The sequence below is a fragment of the Mesorhizobium sp. M7D.F.Ca.US.005.01.1.1 genome (assembly GCF_003952545.1).
In the GTDB taxonomy this organism is placed as follows: Bacteria; Pseudomonadota; Alphaproteobacteria; order Rhizobiales; family Rhizobiaceae; genus Mesorhizobium; species Mesorhizobium loti.
Genome location: NZ_CP034453.1, coordinates 6589396 through 6612690, shown reverse-complemented (window position 1 = coordinate 6612690; position 23295 = coordinate 6589396). Strand labels below are relative to the sequence as shown.

The window sequence follows — 23295 nt, the reverse complement described above, 5'->3', positions numbered from 1 at the left end:
GTCGCGGCTCAGAGTCTTGTTTCATGCATGTCGGTGTCCCAAAACCGCTGCACACTTTTGGGCGACATGCATTGATATGCCGCGTTGCCGCAGCATCGAATTGGCGATTTTCCAGCTGCTGGCCGCGTGCTAGGTATGCTGGGTTGCTGCGAAGAGGCAGGGCTTTGACCATACCGAGGAGACGATGGAGCATGCCGGTCGCGCTGGTCGCGGCCTATCTGCTGCTGCTTCAGTCGACGCTTGGTGCCTTCGCCTTCGGCGCCGGGCCAAATGCGTCGCAACTGGATGCCTTCGGCAACGTCATCTGTACCCATGAGGGCGCAACCCAGCTTCCCGGCGGCAACCAGCCGCCATCCCATCTGCCCGCATGCTGCGTGCTCGGCTGCAGCATGTTTTCGCCGACCTTTGCGCCGCCGCCCGATGCCGGCCTGGCGCTGAGCAGCCTTTCCTTTGAAACGGTCGCCTTTGTCTTCCCTGCAGCCGTCCATCTCGATTTTGCGCGTGAGCGCTCGCCGTCGAACCCGCGTGCGCCGCCGCTGACGGCTTGAGCCTGTTTGCCCGGCGGAACCTTTCGTGGGCGTACCCATCCAAAGATCAAACTGCTCGCGACCGGCAACGGCGCGACCACCACTTCATGGAGCAACCATGTCCTATTTTTTCAGTGACGCCGCGCGTCCTCTGCTCGGCAGCATTCTGCGCAGCATCGAAGAGCGTGTCGGCATTGCCGTGCTGGCTCTTGCACTGCTGTTCGTCGGCGCACCGACTGTCTCTGCGCATGAATTCAAGGTTGGCGATCTCGAGATCGGCCATCCCTGGTCGCGTGCCACGCCGGCCGGTGCCAAGGTGGCCGGCGGCTATTTCACCATCACCAATAACGGCAGTGCGCCGGACCGGCTGGTGTCGATTTCCTCCGATGTTTCTGAAAAGGCCGAGCTGCATGAGATGGGCGTCAAGGACGGCGTCATGACCATGCGGCCGGTTACCGGCGGCTTGGAGATTCCGGCCGGCGGCAAGGTCGCGCTTGCACCCGGCGGCTATCATCTGATGTTCATCGGTCTGAAGCGCCAACCCAAGCAGGGCGAGAAGTTTTCCGCCACGCTGACCTTCGAAAAGGCCGGCGCCGTCAGCGTCGATTTTGCCGTCGAAGGCATGGGTGGTGGTGCCATGGACGACCACGCCAATTGATCGCGCCAGTTAGACAAATTTTGAAGATCTGAGGGACCATCATGAACAAGTATTTTCTGGCGGCCGCAGCACTTTTCGTGCTCGGGACGAGTGCCGCCTTCGCGCATATCACGCTCGAAACCCAGGAAGCGGCCGTCGGCTCGACCTACAAGGCGATCCTGCGCGTGCCGCATGGTTGCGACGGCAAGGCGACGACCGCCGTGCGTGTGCAGATCCCGGAAGGCGTGATCGCGGTGAAGCCGATGCCGAAGCCGGGTTGGACGCTGCAGACCAAGAAGGGCAAGTACGACAAATCCTACCAGCTCTACGGTCAGGCGGTGACCGATGGAGTCAAGGAGGTCGATTGGAGCGGCGGCAGCCTGCCGGATGAATTCTACGACGAGTTCGTTTTCCGCGCGACACTGGCGGCGGATCTCCCGGTGGGCCAAAAACTTTACTTCCCGGTGGTGCAGGAATGCGATGGCGCTGCCGATCGCTGGATCGAGATCCCGGCAGCCGGCCAGGATGAAGACGCGCTGGAAAACCCGGCGCCCGGCATCAAGCTGTTGCCGAAGAAATGATCGTTCGGGCGGCGCGCTCGCAAAAGCGCGCCGCTATTCTCCGTGGCGGTGACATGAGCACGACGTCCTTCCTGCAAACGGCTTCCATGGCCGGCCAACGCGCTGGCCGGCTTGTCGTCGGCCTGTTGGCCTTGATCGTGCTTCTTGCCATCATGGCCGGGCCAGATCAGGCCTTTGCCCATGCCGCGCTGATCAAGACCGATCCGGCCGACGGCGCGGTGCTGGAACAGGGGCCGGCACAATTCTCGCTGACCTTCAGCGAACCGGTCTCGCCGCTGGTGCTGACCCTGGTGAAGCCCGACGGAACGCCGGTCCCGTTGACCGCCTTCCGCCTCAGCGACCAGACGGTCGAGATCGACAATCCGCAGAAGCTTGCGTCCGGTACGCATGTGCTGAGCTGGCGCGTCATTTCCGCCGACGGCCATCCGGTCGGCGGATCGCTGCTGTTTTCCATCGGCGCGCCCAGCGCGCCGCCGGTCGCGTCCGAGGCCATCGACTGGCAACTGCGGTCCGCGATCTGGCTCGGCAAGGTCTTTCTCTACATCGGCCTTTTCCTCGGCGTCGGCGGCGCCTTCGCGCTCGCCTGGCTGGCCGGGGACGGACAGGCTGGCCGGCGTTTCGTCATCGTTGCAATCCTGTGCGGGCTGGTAGCGGCACCCTTGTCGCTCGGTCTCCAGGGGCTGGACGCACTTGGGGCGCCGCTTTCCCATCTGGCGCAGGCGGTCATCTGGCGGACCGGGCTCGGCACCAGTTTCGGCTGGACGGCGCTGGTCGCGCTGATCGCGCTCGGGCTTGGCCTGCTGTCGCTGGCCGGCCCCCGCACCACCGCCAAACCATTCGCGCTGGCCGGCCTGGCCGGGGTGGGGATTGCCCTTGCCGCCAGCGGCCATGCCAGCGCTGCCGAACCGCAATGGCTGACACGGCCGATGGTGTTCCTGCACGGCGTCGGCATCGCCTTCTGGGCCGGTGCACTGGTGCCGCTCGGCCTGGCGCTGAAAGGGCAATCGGCGGAGGCCGCGCCATTCCTGCGGCGGTTTTCTCGCCTGATCCTGCCTGTGGTGGCCGTGCTTGCCGCTGCCGGCATCGTGCTTGCCGTCATCCAGGTGCAGACACCGACGGCGCTGGTCAACACTGCCTATGGGCGGTTGCTGTTGGTCAAGCTCGGGTTGCTGGTCTTTCTCTTCACGCTCGCCGCCGTCAACCGCTGGAAACTCACTGCGTCGGCGGAGGCCGGATCGACGGAGGTGCAACGCAGGCTCTCCCGTTCGATCGGCGTCGAACTGCTGATCGTGCTGGCCATCTTCGGCGTTGCCGCGGGCTGGCGCTTCACACCGCCGCCACGGGCCCTGGCGATCGCCGCGGCCCAACCGGTCTCGGTCCATATCCACGCGCTGCAAGCGATGGCCGATCTCAGCATTGCGCCTGGCCATGCCGGAACGGTTGCCGCCTCGATGATCATCATGACGGGCGATTTCGGGCCACTCGACGCCAAGGAGGTGACGCTGGTGCTGTCGAAGCCCGATTCCGGCATCGAGCCGCTGAAGCGCGCGGCGACCAAGCCCGGCGACGGCAGCTGGCGTGTCGACAACCTCGTCATCCCGGTGCCTGGCCGGTGGACGGTGCGCATCGACATCCTGGTCTCGGACTTCGAAATGGTGAAGATCGAGGCGCCCGTCGACATCAGGCCGTAAAGCCGGACTGGCACGAGCTTGGCCGACCATCCGTGCAACACAATTCGGCGAGGCGGTTGACGCGGCCCGAAAGGCCCGTCAATCATCCCGTGAAGAATGGGATCCCGCACATCGCGAGCTCCAACCAACAAGATCCGAAAGCAGGGAAGAAACGATGGAAAAAGCCGAAATCGGCCTGATCGGCCTTGGCACGATGGGCTCCAACCTTGCGCTCAACATCGCCGAGCATGGGCATCGCATCGCCGTCTTCAACCGCACCAGGGCGCGCACCGACGCTTTCGTCGAGAATGCCGGCGCGCTGAAGGACATGGTCGTGCCGTGCTACAGCCTGGAAGAGCTCGCCGCCGCGATCCGGCCGCCGCGTCCGATCATCATCATGGTGCTGGCCGGCAAGCCGGTCGATGAGCAGATCGCGGCTCTGCGCGGCGTGCTTTCGGCCAACGACATCGTCATCGATGCCGGCAACGCCAATTTCCGCGACACGATGCGGCGCTTCTCCGAGCTTTCCGGCTCGGGTCTCACCTTTATCGGCATGGGCGTGTCCGGTGGCGAGGAAGGTGCGCGCCACGGACCGTCGATCATGGTCGGCGGTACAGAGGAGAGCTGGAAGCGCGTCGAGAAGGTGCTGACGGCGATCTCCGCCAAGTTCAAGGACGAACCCTGCGCGGCGTGGCTCGGTACCGATGGCGCCGGCCATTTCGTCAAGACCATCCACAATGGCATCGAATATGCCGACATGCAGATGATCGCCGAGATCTACGGCATCCTGCGCGACGGGCTAGGCATGGACCCGAAAGAGATCGGCACGGTGTTTTCCAATTGGAACAAGGGCCGGCTCAACTCCTACCTGATCGAGATCACCGCCAAGGTGCTGGCATCAGACGATCCGAAGACCGGCAAGCCGGTGGTCGACATCATCCTTGACCGCGCCGGCCAGAAGGGCACCGGCAAATGGTCGGTCATCGAGGCGCAGCAGCTCGGCATTCCGGCCACCGCGATCGAGGCGGCGGTGGCGGCCCGCGTTCTGTCGTCGATCAAGGACGAGCGGCTTGCGGCGGAAAAGGCCTATGGCAACGCCGGTGTGACCAAGATTTCCGGCGACAAGGACGCGTTGCTGCATGATCTCGAACTGGCGCTGTTCGCCGGCAAGATCGCCGCCTACGCTCAAGGATTTGCGGTGATGAGCGGCGCCTCCAGGGAATTCAACTGGAACCTGCCGATGCCGACCATCGCCAGGATCTGGCGCGCCGGCTGCATCATCCGCTCGCAAATGCTCGACACCATGGCGGAGGCCTTCAGCAAGGGCGGCGCCTCGACTAACCTTCTGATGGCGCCGGCCTTTATCGCGTTGATGCAGGAGGCGCATCCGTCGCTGCGGCGCATCGTGGCGAGGGCATCGGAGGCCGGTTCGCCGGTGCCGGCGCTGTCTTCCGCACTGGCCTATTTCGACAGTTACCGCCAGGGCCGCGGCACTTCGAACCTGATCCAGGCGCAGCGCGACTTCTTCGGCGCGCACGGTTTCGAACGCATCGACGACAAGGGCGCTTTCCACGGGCCGTGGGGAAGTGGTGCGGCTGGCTAGCAAAGCCAGCCCATAAGCCATGCTTTAAGCGGGCACTGGCTGGTTTAGTGCCTGGACGCTGCTGGCCACGACCAGGCTCTGCAACGAGCCCGGCGCGGCGCCGCCGATCCAGCCGAGCACGGAACGGGCAAGCTCGGAGCCGGCCAGCCGGAAGTTCTCGTTGACGACCAGCAATTCCGGCCGGAACAGGTGCAGCAGGTCCGACGACTGCTTGGACACCACGTCGACGTCGCGGCCGAGCTTGAGGCCGGCATCCTCGATGCCAGCAACGATGGCCAGTGTCGCGGCGGCAGCGCTGCTGACGAAGCCGTCCGGCCTGACGTCCCGGCGCATCGCCTGCGCGGTCCTCATCCTGATCTGCTCGATCGTATGGTCGATCGAAACGGTGTTGAACGGGATTTCGCTGGCGCCGACCTCGCTCAGCGCATCGGCAAAGCCGTTCAGCGTATGGCCGTAATAGGTCAGCCCGGGCGGCGGCGACAGAAGCGCCAGCCTGCGCCGGCCCATACTCGCCAACCGGCGCACGGCTTCCATCGCGAAAGCATGGTTGTCGAAGTCATGGTAGGGGTGGACGAGACCCATGTCGGTGCGGCCATGCGTGGCAAAAGGCATGCCGTGCTCCAGCATGTAGCGGGCACGCGGATCGTTCGGCTGGGTGCGCGAGATGATGACGCCGTCGGCCGAGCCGGTCTCGACGAGATAGCGGATCGGCTCCATCGGATCCTGAGAACGGGAATAGGGCGTGACGATCAGATGATAGGGCGTTTCGGCGAGCACTTCCGAAACGCCGTAGATGATGTCAGAGACGAAGCTCATGATCTCGCGATCGGTGTTGAGCACGAGGCTGATGACATTGGTTCTGCCTGTGCGCAGGCGTACGCCGGCGCGGTTCGGCCGGTAGCCGATCTGCTTGGCGACGAGCTGGACACGGCGCCTGGTTTCGGCACCGATTTCCGGAGCATCCTTCAAGGCCCGCGACACGGTGGTGACGCCGAGCCCGGTCATGAAGGCGAGCGTCTTCAACGTCGGCTGCCTTTGCGCCGAGGTCTCCTCGTTCTTGTCCGTACGCTGTCTGTCCATTCGTCCCGCCCGTCAGGCGCATAGCAGTCGCAGGCCGGGTCGGCAATCGCCGCCATTGCAATACGATATGCGCTCTAGCCCCGGCAAAGTCTCAATATACTGAAACGTTACAGATTGCCAATATCACCACCGCGAAGCCTCTCAGCCCGTGGTTTTGGCAAGGTTTTCCGCGGCCAGCAGGGCCGCGCGACCAAAACGCGGCTTTAGCGGATTTCTTGCGCTGCAGCATGATTTTGCAGCGCAACAACGATGTCCGTGCCGTGCTTGCTGGTTCTCGCGCAAGGAATTTGTTCGCGCTTCGAAAAAATATCGGACCGCCTTTGCCCAAGGGGTTGCGCAGCCCACGCAATTGCCGTATCGAAAATCTGTAACGTTTCAGATTCTGGGAGGAGCCGAAATGCGATACAAACTTTTGACCGCTGCGCTGGCAGCGACGGTTGCGCTGCAATTTGCCGGTCCGGCCGCCGCGACGGACCTGGAAGTCACCCATTGGTGGACGTCGGGCGGCGAGGCGGCGGCGGTTGCGGAACTTGCCAAGGCATTCGATGCGACCGGCAATCATTGGGTGGACGGCGCCATTGCCGGTTCCGGCGGCACGGCGCGGCCGATCATGATCAGTCGCATCACCGGTGGCGATCCGATGGGCGCCACGCAATTCAACCATGGCCGGCAGGCGGAAGAGCTGGTGCAGGCCGGCCTGATGCGCGACCTCACTGACGTCGCCACCAAGGGTAAGTGGACGGAAGTCGTCCGGCCGAAGAGCCTGCTCGACAGCTGCACCATCGACGGCAAGATCTATTGCGTGCCCGTCAACATCCATTCCTGGCAGTGGCTGTGGCTGTCCAACGAGGCCTTCGAGAAGGCCGGCGTGCCGATGCCGAAGGACTGGAATGAATTCGTCGCGGCAGCGCCCGCGCTGGAAAAGGCCGGCATCATCCCGCTCGCCGTCGGCGGACAGGCCTGGCAGTCCTCCGGCGCCTTCGACGTGCTGCTTGCGGCAGTGGGCGGCACGGATACGTTCCTCAAGGTCTACAAGGACAAGGATGCCAAGTTCGCCGCCGGGCCCGAAGTCGCCAAGGTCTTCAAGGCCGCGGACGATGCCCGCAAGATGGCGAAGAACACCAATGTGCAGGACTGGAACCAGGCGACCAACCTGGTCATCACCGGCAAGGCCGGCGGCCAGATCATGGGCGACTGGGCGCAAGGCGAGTTCCAGGTTGCCGGCAAGACCGCCGGCAAGGACTATACCTGCCTGCCAGGCCTTGGGCTTAACGAAGTCATCGCCACCGGCGGCGACGCTTTCTACTTCCCGGTGCTCAAGGATGCCGAAAAGTCCAAGGCGCAGGATGTGCTGGCCGAGACGCTGCTCGATCCCAAGACGCAGGTCGCCTTCAACCTCAAGAAGGGTTCCCTGCCGGTGCGCGGCGACGTCGATCTCAATGCGGCGAACGACTGCATGAAGAAGGGCCTCGCCATCCTAGCCAAGGGCGCCGTCATACCGTGGACGGACCAGCTGCTTTCGCAGGACACCCAGAAGCAGAAGGAAGATCTCTTCGCCGAGTTCTTCGCCAAGCCGGAGCTGACCGTCGAAGAGGCGCAGAAGCGCTTCGCCGACCTCATCGCTTCGGCGGACTGACGTTGGAGGCAACCCACCTCGCTCCCGGCCTTGCGAATGCAAGGCCGGGAGCACAATGCCCTTACCCAGCCCGGCTGACGAGATGAGCAAGAGCGAACGTCCCAATCCGCTGTTCCGCAACCTCAATGCGAAGGTCGCCTCGATTCCGATGATCCTCACCGCAGTGGTGGTTTTCGTCGGCGGCACCGTTTGGACGGTGCTCTATTCCTTCACCAATTCGAAGCTCTTGCCGCGGCTGAATTTCGTCGGGCTCGACCAGTATTACCGGCTGTGGGCGACGCCGCGCTGGCTGATCTCGATCGAGAATCTGTTGATCTACGGCGTGATCTCGCTGGTGTTCTCGCTGGTCATCGGCTTCCTGCTTGCTGCGCTGCTCGACCAGAAGATCCGCTTCGAGGACACGTTCCGCACCATCTTCCTCTATCCGTTCGCGCTTTCCTTCATCGTCACCGGCCTGGTCTGGCAATGGCTGCTCAATCCCGATTTCGGCGTCCAGCACGTGGTGCGGGACCTCGGCTGGACGAGCTTCAGCTTCGACCCGCTCTACAATTCCAGTATCGTCATCTACGGCATATCGATCGCGGCACTGTGGCAAGGCACTGGGCTCATCATGTGCCTGATGCTGGCCGGCCTGCGCGGCATCGACGAGGATATCTGGAAGGCGGCGCGGGTGGATGGGATACCGATGTGGAAGACCTATCTGTTCATCGTCATCCCGATGATGCGGCCGGTCTTCATCACCACGCTGGTCATTATCGCGTCGGGCATCGTCAAGGTCTATGACCTCGTTGTGGCCCAGACCAGCGGCGGCCCGGGCATCGCTTCCGAAGTGCCGGCCAAATACGTCTACGACTACATGTTCTTCGCCCAGAATCTCGGCCAGGGTTTTGCTGCCTCGACCATGATGCTGCTCTCGGTGGTGATCGTCATCGTGCCGTGGGCCTATCTCGAATTCGGAGGCAGGAAGCGTGTCTGAGCAAGCCGTTTCCATTGCCGCCAACGCCAACAGGCTCGATGCGTCCGGACCGCGCGGCCCGCGGCCGCGGCACACCTTCTCGCGCCGCAACATCTTCCTCTATGGCACGCTGATCGTGATGGCGGTCTACTACCTTCTGCCGCTCTACGTGATGGTCGTCACCTCTCTCAAGGGAATGCCCGAGATACGGCTCGGCAACATCTTTTCGCCGCCGCTCGAGATCACCTTCGAGCCGTGGGTCAAGGCGTGGTCGACGGCCTGCACCGGCCTCAACTGCGACGGGCTTTCGCGCGGTTTCTGGAATTCGGTGCGCATCACCGTGCCGTCGGTGCTGCTGTCGATCGCCATCGCCTCGGTGAACGGTTACGCGCTGGCCAATTGGCGCTTCAAGGGTGCCGATACATTTTTCATCATCCTGATCGTCGGCGCCTTCATTCCCTACCAGGTGATGATCTATCCGATCGTCATCATCCTGCGCGAGATCGGCCTCTATGGCAGCCTCAGTGGTCTGGTGGTCGTCCATTCCATTTTCGGCATGCCGATCCTGACGCTGCTGTTCCGCAATTATTTCTCCTCGATGCCGGAAGAGCTGTTCCGGGCGGCGCGTGTCGACGGCGCCGGCTTCTGGGGCATCTTCCTGCGCATCATGCTGCCGATGTCGCTGCCGATCTTCGTCGTCGCCATCATCCTGCAGGTGACCGGCATCTGGAACGACTTCCTGTTCGGCGTCGTCTACACCCGCCCCGACACCTATCCAATGACGGTGCAGCTCAACAATATCGTCAACTCGGTGCAAGGCGTGAAGGAGTACAACGTCAACATGGCTGCCACCATCCTGACCGGGCTTGTGCCGCTCATCGTCTACTTCATTTCAGGCAAGCTTTTCGTGCGCGGCATCGCTGCCGGCGCGGTGAAGGGGTGATGGCGATGACGGCAGCCAACGGCACCAGTGTTTCGATCCAGGACCTGTCGCTGAATTTCGGCGCGGTGACCGTCCTGGAGACACTCAATCTCGATGTTGCCAATGGCGAGTTCATCGTGCTGCTCGGACCGTCCGGCTGCGGCAAGTCGACCTTGCTCAACTGCATTGCCGGCCTGCTCGACGTCTCCGAGGGCCGCATCTTCATCAAGGGCAAGAACGTCACCTGGGAAGAGCCCAAGGACCGGGGCATCGGCATGGTGTTCCAGTCCTATGCGCTCTACCCGCAAATGACGGTGGAGAAGAACCTGTCCTTTGGCCTGCGTGTCGCCGGCACGCCAAAAGAAGAGATCGCCAAGCGGATCGCGCGGGCGGCCGAAATCCTGCAGATCGAGCCATTGCTGCAGCGCAAACCGGCAGCACTTTCCGGCGGACAGCGCCAGCGCGTGGCGATCGGACGGGCGCTGGTGCGCGATGTCGACGTGTTCCTGTTCGACGAGCCGCTGTCCAATCTCGATGCCAAGCTGCGCGCCGAACTGCGCGTCGAGATCAAGCTGCTGCATCGCAAGCTGCAGAACACCATGATCTACGTCACGCACGATCAGATCGAGGCGATGACGCTGGCCGATCGCATCGCGGTGATGAAGGGCGGCGTCATCCAGCAGCTCGATGCGCCGCAGACCATCTATAACAGGCCGGTCAACCGCTTCGTCGCCGGCTTCCTTGGCTCACCCGCGATGAATTTCATCGATGGCGAGCTGCAGGCCGGCGCTGGCCCGGTGTTCAAGACCGATGGTGTTGCGGTGCCGCTTGACCGTTATGGTTTCGAGGGCAGCGATAGCCCCACCGGCGCTTGCGTACTGGGCATCCGGCCAGAACATATTGCCTTCGGCGAAGCGGCGAGGTCGATGCCCTTTGTCGCTGACGGGGCTGTCGAGATTGTCGAGCCGATGGGCTCGGACACGCTGGTGTGGACGAAACTCGGCGGCCACAATCTTTCCTTCCGCGTCGAGGCGGAAAGGACGCTTCGCAACGGCGATCCGATCCGGATCGGCTTCGATCCGGCACGCGCTTCGCTGTTCGATGCCGCCACCGGCAACCGCTTATAATTCCCAAGCCCAAAGAAACGGACAGAGACGATGAACTGGTCATTCCAACTTTACAGTGCCCGCAATTTCCTGCCCTGGGAAGGCGTGCTCGCAACGCTCGGCAAGCTCGGCTATACGCAAGTCGAGGGCTTCGGCGGCGTCTACGACGATCCCAAGGCCTTCCGCACCGAACTCGACAAGAACGGGCTCGCCATGCCGACGGGGCATTTCTCGATCGACGCGCTCGAGAACGATTTCGACGGCGTGCGCAGAACAGCCGACGCACTCGGCATCACGCTGCTCATCTGTCCTTTCCTGATGCCCGACCAGCGGCCATCCGACGCCGCCGGCTGGCGCGGCTTTGGTGATCGTCTGGCCAAGGTCGGCGACGCCGCGAAAAAAGCCGGCTACGGCTTTGCCTGGCACAACCATGATTTCGAGTTCAAGAAACTGGCCGATGGTTCGGTGCCACAGGACCACATCCTGTCGTCCGCGCCCGACATCAGCTGGGAGATGGACGTCGCCTGGGTGGTGCGCGGCGGCGATGACCCGCTGCCGTGGATTGAGAAGCACGGCAAGCGGATCAGCGCGGTTCACGTCAAGGACATGGCCAAGCCCGGTGAGGGGCTGGACGAGGATGGCTGGTCGGATGTCGGCCATGGCACCATCGACTGGGCCGGCCTGATCAAGGTGCTGCGCGACAAGAGTGCTGCCCAGTACTACGTCATGGAACAGGACAATCCCAACGACATCGAGCGCTTCGCCCGCCGCTCGATCGCAGCCGTCAAGACCTACTAGGAGCAATCAGCATGGCAAAGAAACTTGGCATCGGCGTCATCGGCTGCGGCAACATCTCGAAAGCATATTTTTCGCTGGCGCCGCTGTTTCGCGGCATCGAGATGCGTGCCTGCGCCGACATCAACATGGAGGCGGCCAAGGCGCGGGCGAAGGAGTTCAAGCTGCGCGCCGAGACCGTCGAGGGACTTCTGAAGGCCGACGATATCGACATCATCGTCAATCTTACCATTCCGGCGGTGCACTACGAAGTATCGAAGCAGGTGCTCGACGCCGGCAAGCACGTCTATTCGGAAAAGCCGTTCGTGCTGTCGGTCAAGGAAGGGCTCGACCTGAAGAAACGCGCCGAGGCGAAAGGCCTGCGCATCGGCTCGGCGCCTGACACCTTCCTGGGCGGCGCGCATCAGCTGGTCCGCGACCTGATCGACACCGGCAAGCTCGGCAAGATCACCAGCGGCACCTGCCATGTGATGAGCCACGGCATGGAGCACTGGCACCCCAACCCGGACTTCTTCTTCCAGCCGGGCGCGGGTCCGGTGCTCGACATCGGACCGTACTATATCACCAATCTGATCCAGTTGATCGGGCCGGTGAAGCAGGTCGCGGCCTTCGCGACGACACCGGCCAAGGAACGGACGATTTCATCAAAACCGCGCGCCGGAGAAAAGATTCCGGTCGCGACACCCACAACCATCCATGGCCTGCTGGAGTTCGAGAATGGCGCCGTAGTCACGCTCAACACCAGCTGGGACGTCTGGACCCATGGTCACGCGCCGATGGAACTCTATGGCGAGACGGGCACGGTGTTCGTGCCGGATCCGAATTTCTTCGGCGGCGATGTGCGCTTCACGCAAGACAGCAAGCCGGTCAAGAAGCTGCCGAAATGGAAGCACCCGTTCGGTATCCCCAATGAAATGCATGGGCAAGGCATGATGGCCAACTACCGCACGTCAGGCCTCGCCGACATGGCGGTAGCGATCGCGGAAGGCCGGCCGCACCGCTGCTCGATGGAACTGGCGCTTCACGCCGTCGATGTGATGACCGGCCTGCTGCGCTCAGGCGAAACCGGCAAGTTCGTCGCCATGCAGACCACCTGCGAACGGCCGGCCGCACTGGGCGTCAAGGAAGCCAAAGAGCTTTTGGCAAAGAAGAAGTAGGCGGCACACCTCAACCCTCTCCCCGTTCCGACGGGGAGAGGGTAAGGGTGAGGGGCAGAGCCGACTCGCCGCGATGGCAGTAGCCTGGCTCGTTTCCATTTGAGGATTTTCCGATGCCCTATAGTCCCGCCGAAAACCGCTACGAGAAAATGATCTACAACCGCTGTGGCCGCTCCGGCCTGAAGCTGCCGGCGATCTCGCTGGGGCTATGGCACAATTTCGGCAATGACACGCCGCACAAGACCAAGCAGGCGATCGCGCGCAAGGCCTTCGATCTCGGCATCACGCATTTCGACCTCGCCAACAATTACGGTCCGCCGCCCGGCTCGGCCGAGACCGCTTTTGGCGAGATCCTGCGCACCGACTTCGCCGCCTACCGCGACGAGCTGATCATCTCGACCAAGGCCGGCTACGAGATGTGGGCCGGGCCCTACGGCGAATGGGGCGGGCGCAAATACATGCTTGCCAGCCTCGATCAGAGCCTGAAGCGGATGGGTCTCGACTATGTCGACATCTTCTATTCGCACCGTTTCGATCCCGACACGCCGCTGGAAGAGACCATGGGCGCGCTCGACCATGCCGTGCGCTCGGGCAAGGCGCTCTACGCCGGCATCTCGTCCTACAATTCGCAGCGCACGCGCGAGGCCGCCGATATCTTGAAGCAGCTTGGCACGCCTTGCGTCATCCACCAGCCGAGCTATTCGATGCTGAATCGCTGGGTGGAGGAAGACGGCCTACTCGACACGCTCGAAGGGCTCGGCGTCGGCTCGATCGTGTTCTCGCCGCTGGCGCAAGGCATGTTGACCGACAAGTATCTCGGCGGCATTCCCGACGGCAGCCGTGCTTCCCAGGGCAAGTCGCTGAAGACAGCGTTCATCAACGACAAGACCATCGCCAACATCAAGGCGCTTGACGCCATCGCCGGCAAGCGCGGGCAGACGCTGGCGCAGATGGCGCTGGCCTGGGTGCTGCGCAAGGGCAGGGTGACCTCGGCGCTGATCGGCGCCAGCCGGCCGGAGCAGGTCGAGGACTGCGTTGGCGCGCTCAAGGTGCTCGACTTCAGCGATGCCGAACTCGCCGAGATCGATACCTATGCGCGCGAATCCGACATCAATCTGTGGGCGGCTTCGGCCGAGCGCAAAGGCCCGCCAAGGAAATAAGCCCGCTCGATAAGCCGGCAAAACAAAAACGGCGGGACCTCCCGCCGTTTTTCATGTGAAGGCAAAGCGGCCATGGTTCAGGGCGTCTTCGGCTTCTGCGCCGTCCCCAGTCCCGGCTTGGGTTTGGCAGGCGCCGGGCCAGAGGTTTTGATCTTCGTCTCGATCCAGCCGGTGTAGTTGGCGAGCCGCGTGTAGATGCCGTAGGCGTCCTTGTGGCCGCAGGCCGCACTGCCGTCCGCCGGGCCTTCGCCCCAGCTGACGACGCCGACCTGGACCGGGCCTTCGGCACCGGTCATGAACAGTGGGCCGCCGCTGTCGCCGTTGCAGGCATCTCGCACGCCGCTGGTGGTGCCAGCGCAGATCATGTTGCCAGTCAGCGGGTCGGTCATGTCGGCTGCGATCGCATTGGCGGCCGCTTCGATGCCTTTTTCCGAATAGCGCATACGGCGGGACAGATCACCAAGTGCGGCCTTCAGATCATGCGCATAGATGGCCTTGATGCCGCTGTTGCAGGCGGTGTTCGGCTGGAGATCAAGGTCGGCAACCATCAGCGTGGTTGGAAAGGTGCCATCCTGCATCTTGCCCCAGCCGGTGACCGTCGTCTTGCCGGTGTCGGGCGTTGCGTCATGGGTGACCTTGATGGTCGGCGCATCGGCCGGCTCGGCAAGTCGGAGCAGGCCGAGATCATTGTCGAGCGTCTGCTCGCTGTAGCCTTCATTGACGATGACCTCCACCACCTTGTGGCGCCTGCCCTCGCTGAGCTCGGTGGCGCCGGTCAGCACGGTGACGGAGTCTGGTGAAATCGGCTGGCCATTGTCGTTGAGGCAGTGTGCTGCCGTCAGCACCCATTGCGGGGCGATCAGGCTGCCGCCGCAGAATTGGGCATTGGCCTGCGAGGCCGGGTTCTCGTCCAGCCTGTCGGTGGTGAGCAGCGCGACCTGGAACGGATAGGCACCCTTTTCGGCCTGGTTGCCGCCATAGACGCGATCGGCGCCGCCGGGATTCTCCGCCGCGGCCTTCGCCCTGGCTTCCGTCACGCGTTTCATTGGCGAGACCGCTGCCTCCGGTCGGGCGGCGCCTTCGTCCGCCTGGGCAGTGTTGGCGGCCACAAGGGCCGCAGCGATGCCGAGCAAAGACGCGGCGGCGATCGGCCTGAACCGATGGATGATGTGCACCTGAAATCCTCCTGAGACACGTTCTCGAACGAGCCAGCCCTGGCGCATGATCAACGAAACAGTCGCCGGCAAGCAGGCGTTGCTTCGCGGATCGCGTTCCCTTGCGGAACCCACTCAAAACCCTATAGCCCCCCACGGGCTACGTGGAAGCGATTTGTCATTCCAATGTTGTATTAATTTAGGCAATATATCCGCGCGGGTATCTTTGGCGGGGGCCTTCGACAGACCGCATGGGGTGATGATCAGGTTCAGGCGCCGGTAACCAAATTCATTTTTCGACTTCACCACGATCTCGACAATATTTCTGTATTTTGATCCAGTCCTTGCTGACTTTTGGGAGAGTCTCACCATGACAAAACTGACAAACGCACTCATTGCGTCCGCATTGCTTTCCACCGCAATGTGGGCCGTCCCGGTTTTCGCCGCCGATCCTGGCTCCGCCAGTGCCGGCAATGGCGAAAGCATGCGGGACGCGACTTCAGGCGATTACAAGCCCGGGCGGGCAAAGCCAATCGCACCACCGCAGCTTACTGACGAAGACAATCGCGCCGCGCCGATTACCGACGAGGCAGCGGCTGTCAAATCCTATGGCATCGTCGGACGGTCCGCCGATGGCAAGGAAATCAAGATCGAGCCGAGCGAAGCGCTGCGGGACCTCATCATCAAGGAACTGAACGCGCCGGCCAATGGAACCGAAGGTGGTCCGCGCAAGACAGAAGATCCTGACCTTGGTGAAGGCGAAGCCGGCCGCCAGGTTTTCGGCGCCGACGATCGCGAGCAGGTCAAGAATACCAAGACCTATCCGTTCTCGGCAATCGGCTATCTCGAAGCCAAATCGCCGAAGACGGGCAGCTACGGCAGCTGCTCGGCAACACTGATCGGCCCGCGCACGGTGCTGACCGCAGCGCACTGCCTCTACAGCCATGAGGACAAGGACTGGCTCTCCGAATATCTGTTCGTGCCTGGCCTCAACGGCAGCACTGCCGATGACGCACCGTTCGGCGCCTTCACCTTTGAAAGCGCCTATGTGCTGCAAGGCTTCATCGACAACTACCAGGGCTATTATGGCTCGGTGATCCCGTGGGATCTGGGCATCATCACGCTGAAGCAGGATGTCGGCACCAACCTCGGCTGGCTGGGCTATGCCAACTATGACGATCTCGGCGACTTCACCGCCAACCTCGTCGGCTATCCCGGCGACAAGCCGATGGGCACGATGTGGAAGGCAAGCTGCGAAGTGCATGCCGAGAACATCGCCCCGGAATATTTCCAGTACGACTGCGACACGTTCCCGGGGTCGAGCGGCAGCTCGGTCTACGCCTATGACAACAACTCCAAACAGCGCATCATCACCGGCGTCAACGTGGCGGAAAGCCCCGACGCGAACACCGCCGTGCGCCTGAATGCTGCCAACATCCAGTGGATCAACAGCCTGTATAAATAGTCGCCGCGCATTCGCGGCGGAGACAAAGGCGGCGGAGCAATCCCGCCGCCTTTTTTCGTGCCGATGCTTCCTGCGCTGCTTCTCTTGCACGAGGCCGGCTCGCCGACTACGCTTGAGGGGCCAAGGGGTTGGCATCCAAAGGGGTTTTTGGGATGGCGCGGGCAAAAGCAGTGTTCGGGATCGCGGCCGCATCGATGCTGGTCGCGTTGGTGCTTTCGCCGGCCTTTGCCGATCCCATACCCGCCCCTGCCAGCGGTGCCTGGGCGGAACGGGTGCAGATCCTCTACCAGGCAGACACGCGCTCGGTGCTGCGCCGGACCGTGCGGGTGTGGGACTTCCACCCGGAAAAGAACCTCGACTTCGTCTGGGAGCCGGCGGCGGGCCAGTCGCCTGATCGGACGATTGCCGAAGACGGCACCATCAATGGCAAGGGCAGGCTGGTGTGGCGAGTGCGCGGCTCGGCGAGCTATGATCCCAAAACCATCTATTCCAGCTATTTCGGTGACATCAGGAATGGCCGGCCCGACGGGCAAGGCCGGCTCGAGCTGCGCTCCGGCGAGGTTTTCGACGGGCATTGGCTTGCCGGGAAACTCAACGGAAAAGGCGTCCATGTCGATGCCGACGGCAATCGCTATGAAGGACAGTTCGTCGCCGGCGTGCCGAATGGCGAGGGGCGGTTGTTGTCAAGGACCGGAGAGATTTTTGTCGGCTCATTCGTCGACGGCTTGAAGAACGGCAAGGGCCGCACACGGCTGGCCGGCGGCACGGTCTACGACTCGCAATGGGCAAGGGGCAAGGAGGTTGGCGGCTCGCGTCCCGACATGCTGGCCGATGCCAGGGTCGGCGGGCTCATCAAGGCGCAGACCGGTGGCGGCGATGCCGACAAGGTCGAGATCGGCGTGGCGGTCGACCAGCGCATGACCCAGCAATCCGACATGCAGTACCAGCATCTGGTGCGTGACGAAGACATCGCGATCTATCCGCAGTCCGACCAGTACAACGACAGCTGGAGCGGCACCGGCCAGGTCGCCACCGGCAATGTCTATGAAGGCTCGGATTGGGGGGATGCGCCGGCCTTTGCCGAAGTCGATCTCAAGACCACTGACCAGTCCAAGGTCAAGCTCGACAGCCTGGAGATGAAGGTCGCCGCCAGCGATGCGTATCGCAAGCCGATGCTGTCGATATCGGAGCATTTCGGCTGCGTCGGCTTCCGGCCGGATTTCTCCATCATCAACAACGGCTGGGGTGACGCCAAGGACATGAAGATGTCTATCCAGTTCACCGCGGTTGACGACGAGGGCAATCCGACCGGCAAGCCAAGCCGCATGTACAGCAAGGACATCGGCAGTTTCGGCGACGGTGTCGACGTGTCGGTCAAGAGCGTGCTCACCGAGGCCGGCGTCGACACGGCCGGCCTGGAGACGGGGCGTTTTCCCTGTCCCTCGGTGGACAGTCTCAATGTCTGCCGCAGCCAGTTGACCAATAAGGTTAAGTTCGGCGAGGTCGCCGATTATCTCGGCAATATGCAACAGGCGATGACGCTGAATGCGATCGGCAAGTTCGACTATTCCTGGTCGGATGACGAAGGTCATGTCTACCAGCAGAGTGAACCGTTCCGCGCCTCCATCACCGTGGCGGTCTTCGAGACGCCGGAAGCGATGGCCGAATGCGGCGACGGCGGCGGCGGCACGCCGGAAGCGATGCGCTACCAGAACATCGAGTTTCCGATCGGCAAGCATGACTACACCATCCCCATGCCGGTGCGCGGCAACAAGAAGATCAGCGCCTATACGGCGCGGCTGAAGATGTGGTCGTCAATGTCGTCGATCCACCGCTTCAGCATTGCCGCGCATTTTGCCGATGGCAGCGTGCGCGAGAGCAAGCCGGTCACCTTCTTCTATTTCCGGCCGAAGCAGTCGCTGTTCGAGACCAAGACCGAGCCGGCAGCCTGCTATTTGCCGCGCGACATGGTCGGCTGCGGCTAGGGTATGTCGAGATTCAGGTGATGCCGGCCTGCGAATGGCTGATACCTGCGCTTCCGGTGCTCACGTACCCAAAAGTACGCTCCGCTCCGGTTCTCGAAGGTCACCATTCTCGGCTCGGCCTGACCTGAATCTCAACACACCTTGGGAGCGTTTATTTTCTGCCCATCTCGAAATAGTTGGGAAGCGGAATGAGCCTGGTGAAGATCGTGCCCTGGGCGAAGACGCGCAGTTCCAGCATCGATCCGGACGACCGTTCGGCGCTCTGGTCGAACAGGAAATTGCCGAGCGAATAGACCTCCGCCACGTCGCCGCCGGCCAGCGGGACGATCGCCTCGCTCGATACATGTGGGTGGCTGCCAACGATGACTGAAGCGCCGCGCAGCCGCATCTGGTCGGCAAGCATGTCTTCACGTTCCGACGGCCCGGTCTTGTACTCGCGGCCCCAATGGACGAAGGCAACGACCGGCCGCTCGGCATCCTCGTGCAGCAGTCGGTCGAGCAGGGCAGGGGTGATAAGGTCGGTGTTCTTGGAGCCGTTGGTGTCGATGTCGGTCAGGCCGACAAGATCGATATCGGCGAGCGCTAGCGTCTCACCTTGGCCGAAGTGAGGAATGCCGGCTTCATCCAGTGCACGCAGGGTCTCCACATAGCCGGATGGTCCGAGATCATAGGCGTGATTGTTGGCGAGCCCGACGCCGGCGACATGCAGCCGCTTCAGCATGTAGCCAGCCAGGTCTTGCGGCATCGCCAGTGTCATGTCGTCGATCGCTTCCGGCACGTTGGGCAGGATGACGCCTTCGAGGTTGACGATCAGCGGCCGCGATCCGGTCAGGGCCAGAACGCTGTCGACGATCCGGTCGGCAACACCGTCGCGGACCAGTATCTTCTTCATGGCGCGACCGAAATTCATGTCACCGGCGAGGTAGTAGATTCTGTCCTTTGGCCGCGCCGGGTTGTTGAAGCCGGGGCCGAAGGCGCCGAACAGCGCTACCACATAGCTGGTGGTCCGCTCGACATAGTCGGACGTATGCTCCTGCGAGTTCTCATTGGCGATGACCAGCGGCTGGGCGCCGAACAGCTCGCGCTGCAGCCGGGTCTGGATATAGAGCGCACCGACGGAATCGGCATGATCGGGCTGGCGAAGTGCTGCTATGCCGTCGAGCGAACCGGCGGCCAGCATGTTCAGGGACTGCTGGTCGAAGCGCCTGGAGTCATGCTGTGGCAGATAGTGCGAGAAGTCGGTGGATTCGACGATCAGTGTGTCCTTGTCGACAATCGGCTTCAAAGCCTCGGCCAGCCTGTCCCAGTCGCCGCGGCGCGCCTTGACCGACATTGCCACCGGCACGATTTTCGCCTCGGGGAAATATTGGTGCAGGAAGGGCAGCATGGCGCGCACGCCATGCTCCTTGTCGAACAGGCAGGACTCCTCGACCATGTCGCTGTTCGTCTCAAGCCGCCGCACGGCGTCGGTGTCGGCTGCCACCGGGCCAAGCACGGTGTCGAAGCCGCGCAATGAGGTGGCGTACAGCTTGTGCGTCTTGTGGAAATGGTCCGGCGACAGGATGACGATGCGCTTGTAGCGGAAGCCGGACGCCGCCCGGAAACCGAGCGCCACCAGGTCGGCGGCCAGAAGATGGTGCGGCACGGTGATGCCGGTCAACCGCTGGTTGGATGGCTCGACATCGGCGACGCTGGCGATGGCATCCTTGAACAAAGTGGCGTCGTCGTAGAAGGGCGGAAAGCTATCGGTGCCCGGTGGGCAGACGACAGGCGCGGCGTGTACCGCGCCGCTGACAATCAACGAAAAGGCGATAGTCGTCAGCAGGCGGGCAATCATGGCTCGGCGAGCACAATGTTCTCTACGCCGCCGACATAGTAGAACGGCTTTTGCTTCGACGACGTCAGCCGCACCACTTCGCGCGAAATATAGTCGGCAAGGCCGAACAGCGTGACGCCGCCGTCCGAAGTCCTGGCCTTGCCGCGCAAGCCTTCAAGGATCGAATAGGTGAAGACGCCGTGGCCGAGTTCCGGCAGTTCGGCGGCAGTGTTGTTGGCGGCGGTCGCCGAAAACACCACGATGCGTGCGTCCTGCGCGTCTTTTTCCAGGCGTGGATTGAAGGCGTTGGCGGCATGGCAGGTGTCGAGCAGCATGAAGCGCATGCCTTTTGCCCGCTCGACCGACTTCTGGATGTCCGACCAGTGGACAAGCGACGAACGCTTCCAGCGCTCGGCATCCTGTTTGCGGCCATCGGTCGGGATGAAATAATAGTCCTCGTCGATGTTGATGCCGTGGCCGGCGACGAAGATGATGGTGGTGTCGTGCTCGCCCGGCCTGTCGAGGAAATCGGCGAGCTGGTCGTCGATGGTGTCGGAGTCGGGCTCCATGATGTTGTCGGCACTGGCGACGGCGTAGGTCTGCTTGGCCTTGTCGGGGCTCTCGTCGAGCGCCTCGCGGTTGACCAGAACCAGCGTTTCCATCGACGAGAACAGCGGCGCCGATTTCTGCGAGATCACCTTGAGGAACTCGGTGGCGTCATCGACGGGGTAGCGCAGGTCGCAGGCGCGGCCCGAACAGGCATCGGTCAGGAATGGATATTTGTCGACGCCGATGACCGCGACATAGAGCTTGCCCTTGGCCTCGGCCTTCTCGGTCTTTCTCGCCAGTGCCGTCACGCTGCGTTCGGTCAGATAGCCAAATTCGTTGGTGCCGGTGATGCGGATGGTGTTCTCGCCGTTCTCGACCGGTATCTCGACAATGGTGCTGTTGCCATCCACCGAGCGGGCGGTGACATCGCCGACATTGCGGCTGTTCGACAGGATCGAGAAGCCTGCGACATCCGTTCCAGCCTCTTTGGCGCCTGATATCTCGACGGCGACATAACCGTCGCGGACCTTGCTCTGGTCGTCTGCCACGCGGATGGCGAACTCCGGCGGCTTGCGCTGCAGCAGCTTCTGCAATTCGTTGTCCACGCCAGGCCGCATCTCCTTGACCGCCTGTTTGGCGCTGCGCAGGATGATCGCCCGGCGCACCATTTCCGGGCTCCAGAGGTATTTCTTCAACTGGCCGGCGCGGATGAAGCGGCCTTCATGGTCGCGGCCCTGGTTGACCTGCCAGCCGATCAGCTTGTCGCCCTCGTCGGAGGAATAGTAGTAACCCTGCGGCATCCAGACGATCCATTGCGAGCCGGCAAAGAACATCGACACGATCAGCTCATGCGTCTTCAGGTTCCACAGTCTGAGCGTCTGGTCGGCGCTGCCGGTGACCAGCAGGCCGGTCTTCTGCGAGGCGACCATGGCGTTGATCTCACCGGTGTGGCCGGTGAACTCGCCCGACACTTTCGCGGTCGCCGTTCTGTACTCGATCAGCGTGCCGTCATTGCCGCCGGTGATCAGGCCGAGGCCCTTGTCGATCAGCGTATAGGCCGAATGGACAAAGCCATTGGTGGCGTCGTTCTCGATGCCGCGCACCATTTTGCCGCCATTGACGATCTCCAGCACGGCATTTTCCAGCGCGTCCTTACCGCCCGCCGTGACGCGCAGCGACCACTGGCCGTCGGCAAGCGTGGCACGCGCAAATGAGGCTGGCTCCGTCAACGGCTGCGGATCCTCGAAGAACCGTTCGGTGGTCGGCAGCGCCAGTGTGTTGTCCAGCACGCCCTGCTGTTCGGCGCAGGCCACGCGATCGGGACAAGGGTTGGCGTTGCCCCAGGCGATGACGTCGTTCGCCGCATCGATGCCGACCGCGGTCACCGGTTCGCCCATTCCCTGCAACAGGGCCTTACGCTCACCGGTCGCGGGGTCCCAGACCTGGATGGCGTTGCGCGTGCCGCCAGCCGTCGCCACCAGCGAGCCATCGGCATTGGCGGCGCTGGCATAGACCGTGCCGTCATGGCTGGTGTAGTCGAGCACCTTCTCGCCGGTGTCGGTGTTCCAGACGATGGAACGGTGCTTGTCGGCACAGCGATAGCCACAGGAGGCGACCAACCGCGACCCCTTGGCAAAGGTCAGCGAGCCGATGAGGAAATCCTGCGTCGGCATGGCGCGCACCGGCGTGCCGTCAGCAGCCCGCCAGAGCTGTACCAGCCCATCCTTACTACCGGTGGCAAACAGGCTGCCGTCCTGCGAAACGGCCAGCGCCATCACGCTGATGTCCCGCAACGGCTCGACTTCGTCAGGCAGTGCGATCTCTTCGCCCTTCACGACGTCCCAGAGCCGGATGCCGTTGTCGGTGGTGGTCGCTGCCAGCCGGGTTCCCGCGGCGGCGAAAGCGAGCTTGTCGATGTGCCAGGAATCGGCGTCGAGCTTCTTGTCCAGCGTCCAGCCGCTCGCGGATTTGTCGTCTGGTCGCCAGAGATAGACGACGCCGTCGGCGCCACCGGCAGCCAGCGTCTTGCCATCGGGAGAAAAAGCGAGATCGTAGGTCGCGTAGTCAGCGGCCTTAAGCGCCGCCTTCATCTTGCCTGTGGCGAAGTCGAACAACCTGATGTCGCCATAGGGCGGCTTGTCACCAAGGCTGGCGCCGAAATAGCCGCCGGCGGCGATCGTCTTGCCGTCGGGCGAGATCGCGACCGCGAAGATCTTGCCGTCGCTGCCATTGCCGAGATAGCCGCGAATGGTGCGTAGAGTCACTCCGCTCTGCCAGTCCCAGACACGGATGGTCTTGTCATTGGATGCCGAGACGATGTCCTCGCCATCAGGCGTAAAGGCGAGGTCGGTGACCTGCGCACTGTGCCCGCCGGTGTCGAGATCGAGGTGGAAATCCGGTGCGTCCTCTGCACGGGCCGCCGAGCTCGCAATCAAAGCCCCGGCCATGGCCAGCCAGCGACAGGTGCGCATCAGGCGGAGGCCGAGTTTTCTCATCG

The 23295-nt window shown here is 62.9% G+C and carries 18 protein-coding genes; 14 read left to right on the top strand and 4 right to left on the bottom strand.

All coding sequences use genetic code 11. The features are described from left to right. Positions 1–191 precede the first annotated feature (191 nt). From EJ076_RS32095 to gndA, 5 genes are all read left to right on the top strand, one after another. A complete protein-coding gene (locus EJ076_RS32095; protein WP_126070573.1) occupies positions 192–548 on the top strand; it encodes a DUF2946 family protein in 357 nt (118 codons plus the stop codon). Between the two features lie 97 nt (positions 549–645). Beyond that, positions 646–1185: a copper chaperone PCu(A)C gene (locus EJ076_RS32090; protein ID WP_109658704.1), complete on the top strand. Its 540-nt coding sequence runs from the start codon at positions 646–648 to the stop codon at positions 1183–1185. A 41-nt stretch (positions 1186–1226) separates the two neighbouring features. Further along, positions 1227–1745 (top strand): YcnI family protein, encoded by a 519-nt coding sequence (locus EJ076_RS32085; RefSeq protein WP_126070572.1) that lies wholly within the window; start codon positions 1227–1229, stop codon positions 1743–1745. A gap of 53 nt (positions 1746–1798) precedes the next feature. Next, entirely contained in the window at positions 1799–3436 is a 1638-nt protein-coding gene (locus EJ076_RS32080; RefSeq protein WP_126070571.1) for a copper resistance CopC/CopD family protein, read from the top strand. A gap of 154 nt (positions 3437–3590) precedes the next feature. Continuing rightward, positions 3591–5018: an NADP-dependent phosphogluconate dehydrogenase gene (gndA, locus tag EJ076_RS32075; RefSeq protein WP_126070570.1), complete on the top strand. Its 1428-nt coding sequence runs from the start codon at positions 3591–3593 to the stop codon at positions 5016–5018. A 24-nt stretch (positions 5019–5042) separates the two neighbouring features. Here the strand turns inward: gndA and EJ076_RS32070 are convergent, their stop codons facing one another. Then, positions 5043–6098 (bottom strand): LacI family transcriptional regulator, encoded by a 1056-nt coding sequence (locus tag EJ076_RS32070; protein WP_126070569.1) that lies wholly within the window; start codon positions 6096–6098, stop codon positions 5043–5045. Between the two features lie 397 nt (positions 6099–6495). Here EJ076_RS32070 and EJ076_RS32065 point away from each other — a divergent pair, with 397 nt between their 5' ends. The 7 genes from EJ076_RS32065 (at position 6496) to mgrA (ending at position 13829) form a co-directional block, all read left to right on the top strand. Continuing rightward, positions 6496–7734 (top strand): ABC transporter substrate-binding protein, encoded by a 1239-nt coding sequence (locus EJ076_RS32065; RefSeq protein ID WP_126070568.1) that lies wholly within the window; start codon positions 6496–6498, stop codon positions 7732–7734. An 82-nt stretch (positions 7735–7816) separates the two neighbouring features. Beyond that, a complete protein-coding gene (locus tag EJ076_RS32060) occupies positions 7817–8710 on the top strand; it encodes a sugar ABC transporter permease (RefSeq protein ID WP_126070567.1) in 894 nt (297 codons plus the stop codon). Then, positions 8703–9632, top strand: coding sequence for a carbohydrate ABC transporter permease (locus EJ076_RS32055; protein WP_126070566.1), 930 nt, complete (start codon positions 8703–8705; stop codon positions 9630–9632). Before EJ076_RS32060 ends, EJ076_RS32055 begins: the two co-directional genes overlap by 8 nt. 5 nt (positions 9633–9637) lie before the next feature. Beyond that, on the top strand, positions 9638–10738 hold the full coding sequence (locus tag EJ076_RS32050) for an ABC transporter ATP-binding protein (RefSeq protein WP_126070565.1): 1101 nt from the start codon (positions 9638–9640) through the stop codon (positions 10736–10738). 30 nt (positions 10739–10768) lie between these two features. Further along, complete coding sequence (locus EJ076_RS32045; RefSeq protein ID WP_126070564.1) at positions 10769–11515, top strand: sugar phosphate isomerase/epimerase; 747 nt, start codon at positions 10769–10771, stop codon at positions 11513–11515. An 11-nt stretch (positions 11516–11526) separates the two neighbouring features. Next, positions 11527–12669, top strand: coding sequence for a Gfo/Idh/MocA family oxidoreductase (locus tag EJ076_RS32040; protein ID WP_126070563.1), 1143 nt, complete (start codon positions 11527–11529; stop codon positions 12667–12669). 113 nt (positions 12670–12782) lie between these two features. Further along, on the top strand, positions 12783–13829 hold the full coding sequence (mgrA, locus tag EJ076_RS32035) for an L-glyceraldehyde 3-phosphate reductase (protein WP_126070562.1): 1047 nt from the start codon (positions 12783–12785) through the stop codon (positions 13827–13829). Positions 13830–13906: 77 nt separating this feature from the next. Here the strand turns inward: mgrA and EJ076_RS32030 are convergent, their stop codons facing one another. Next, positions 13907–15004, bottom strand: a complete 1098-nt coding sequence (locus tag EJ076_RS32030; RefSeq protein WP_126070561.1) for a trypsin-like serine protease — start codon at positions 15002–15004, stop codon at positions 13907–13909. Positions 15005–15353: 349 nt separating this feature from the next. On the opposite strand from EJ076_RS32030, the gene EJ076_RS32025 reads away from it, so the two are divergent. Both EJ076_RS32025 and EJ076_RS32020 read left to right on the top strand, forming a co-directional pair. Then, the gene (locus tag EJ076_RS32025; RefSeq protein ID WP_109658714.1) at positions 15354–16448 is read left to right on the top strand and encodes a serine protease; all 1095 of its coding nucleotides are present in this window, start codon (positions 15354–15356) and stop codon (positions 16446–16448) included. Positions 16449–16600: 152 nt separating this feature from the next. After that, positions 16601–18433, top strand: coding sequence for a hypothetical protein (locus tag EJ076_RS32020; protein WP_126070560.1), 1833 nt, complete (start codon positions 16601–16603; stop codon positions 18431–18433). Between the two features lie 151 nt (positions 18434–18584). On the opposite strand, the gene amrB is transcribed toward EJ076_RS32020, so the two are convergent. Beyond that, a complete protein-coding gene (amrB, locus tag EJ076_RS32015) occupies positions 18585–20270 on the bottom strand; it encodes an AmmeMemoRadiSam system protein B (protein ID WP_126070559.1) in 1686 nt (561 codons plus the stop codon). Next, positions 20267–23293 carry a caspase family protein gene (locus EJ076_RS32010; RefSeq protein WP_245462925.1) on the bottom strand — a complete coding sequence of 1009 codons (3027 nt, stop codon included), beginning with the start codon at positions 23291–23293 and terminating at the stop codon, positions 20267–20269. The genes amrB and EJ076_RS32010 overlap by 4 nt, the downstream gene beginning before the upstream one ends. Positions 23294–23295: the final 2 nt, after the last annotated feature.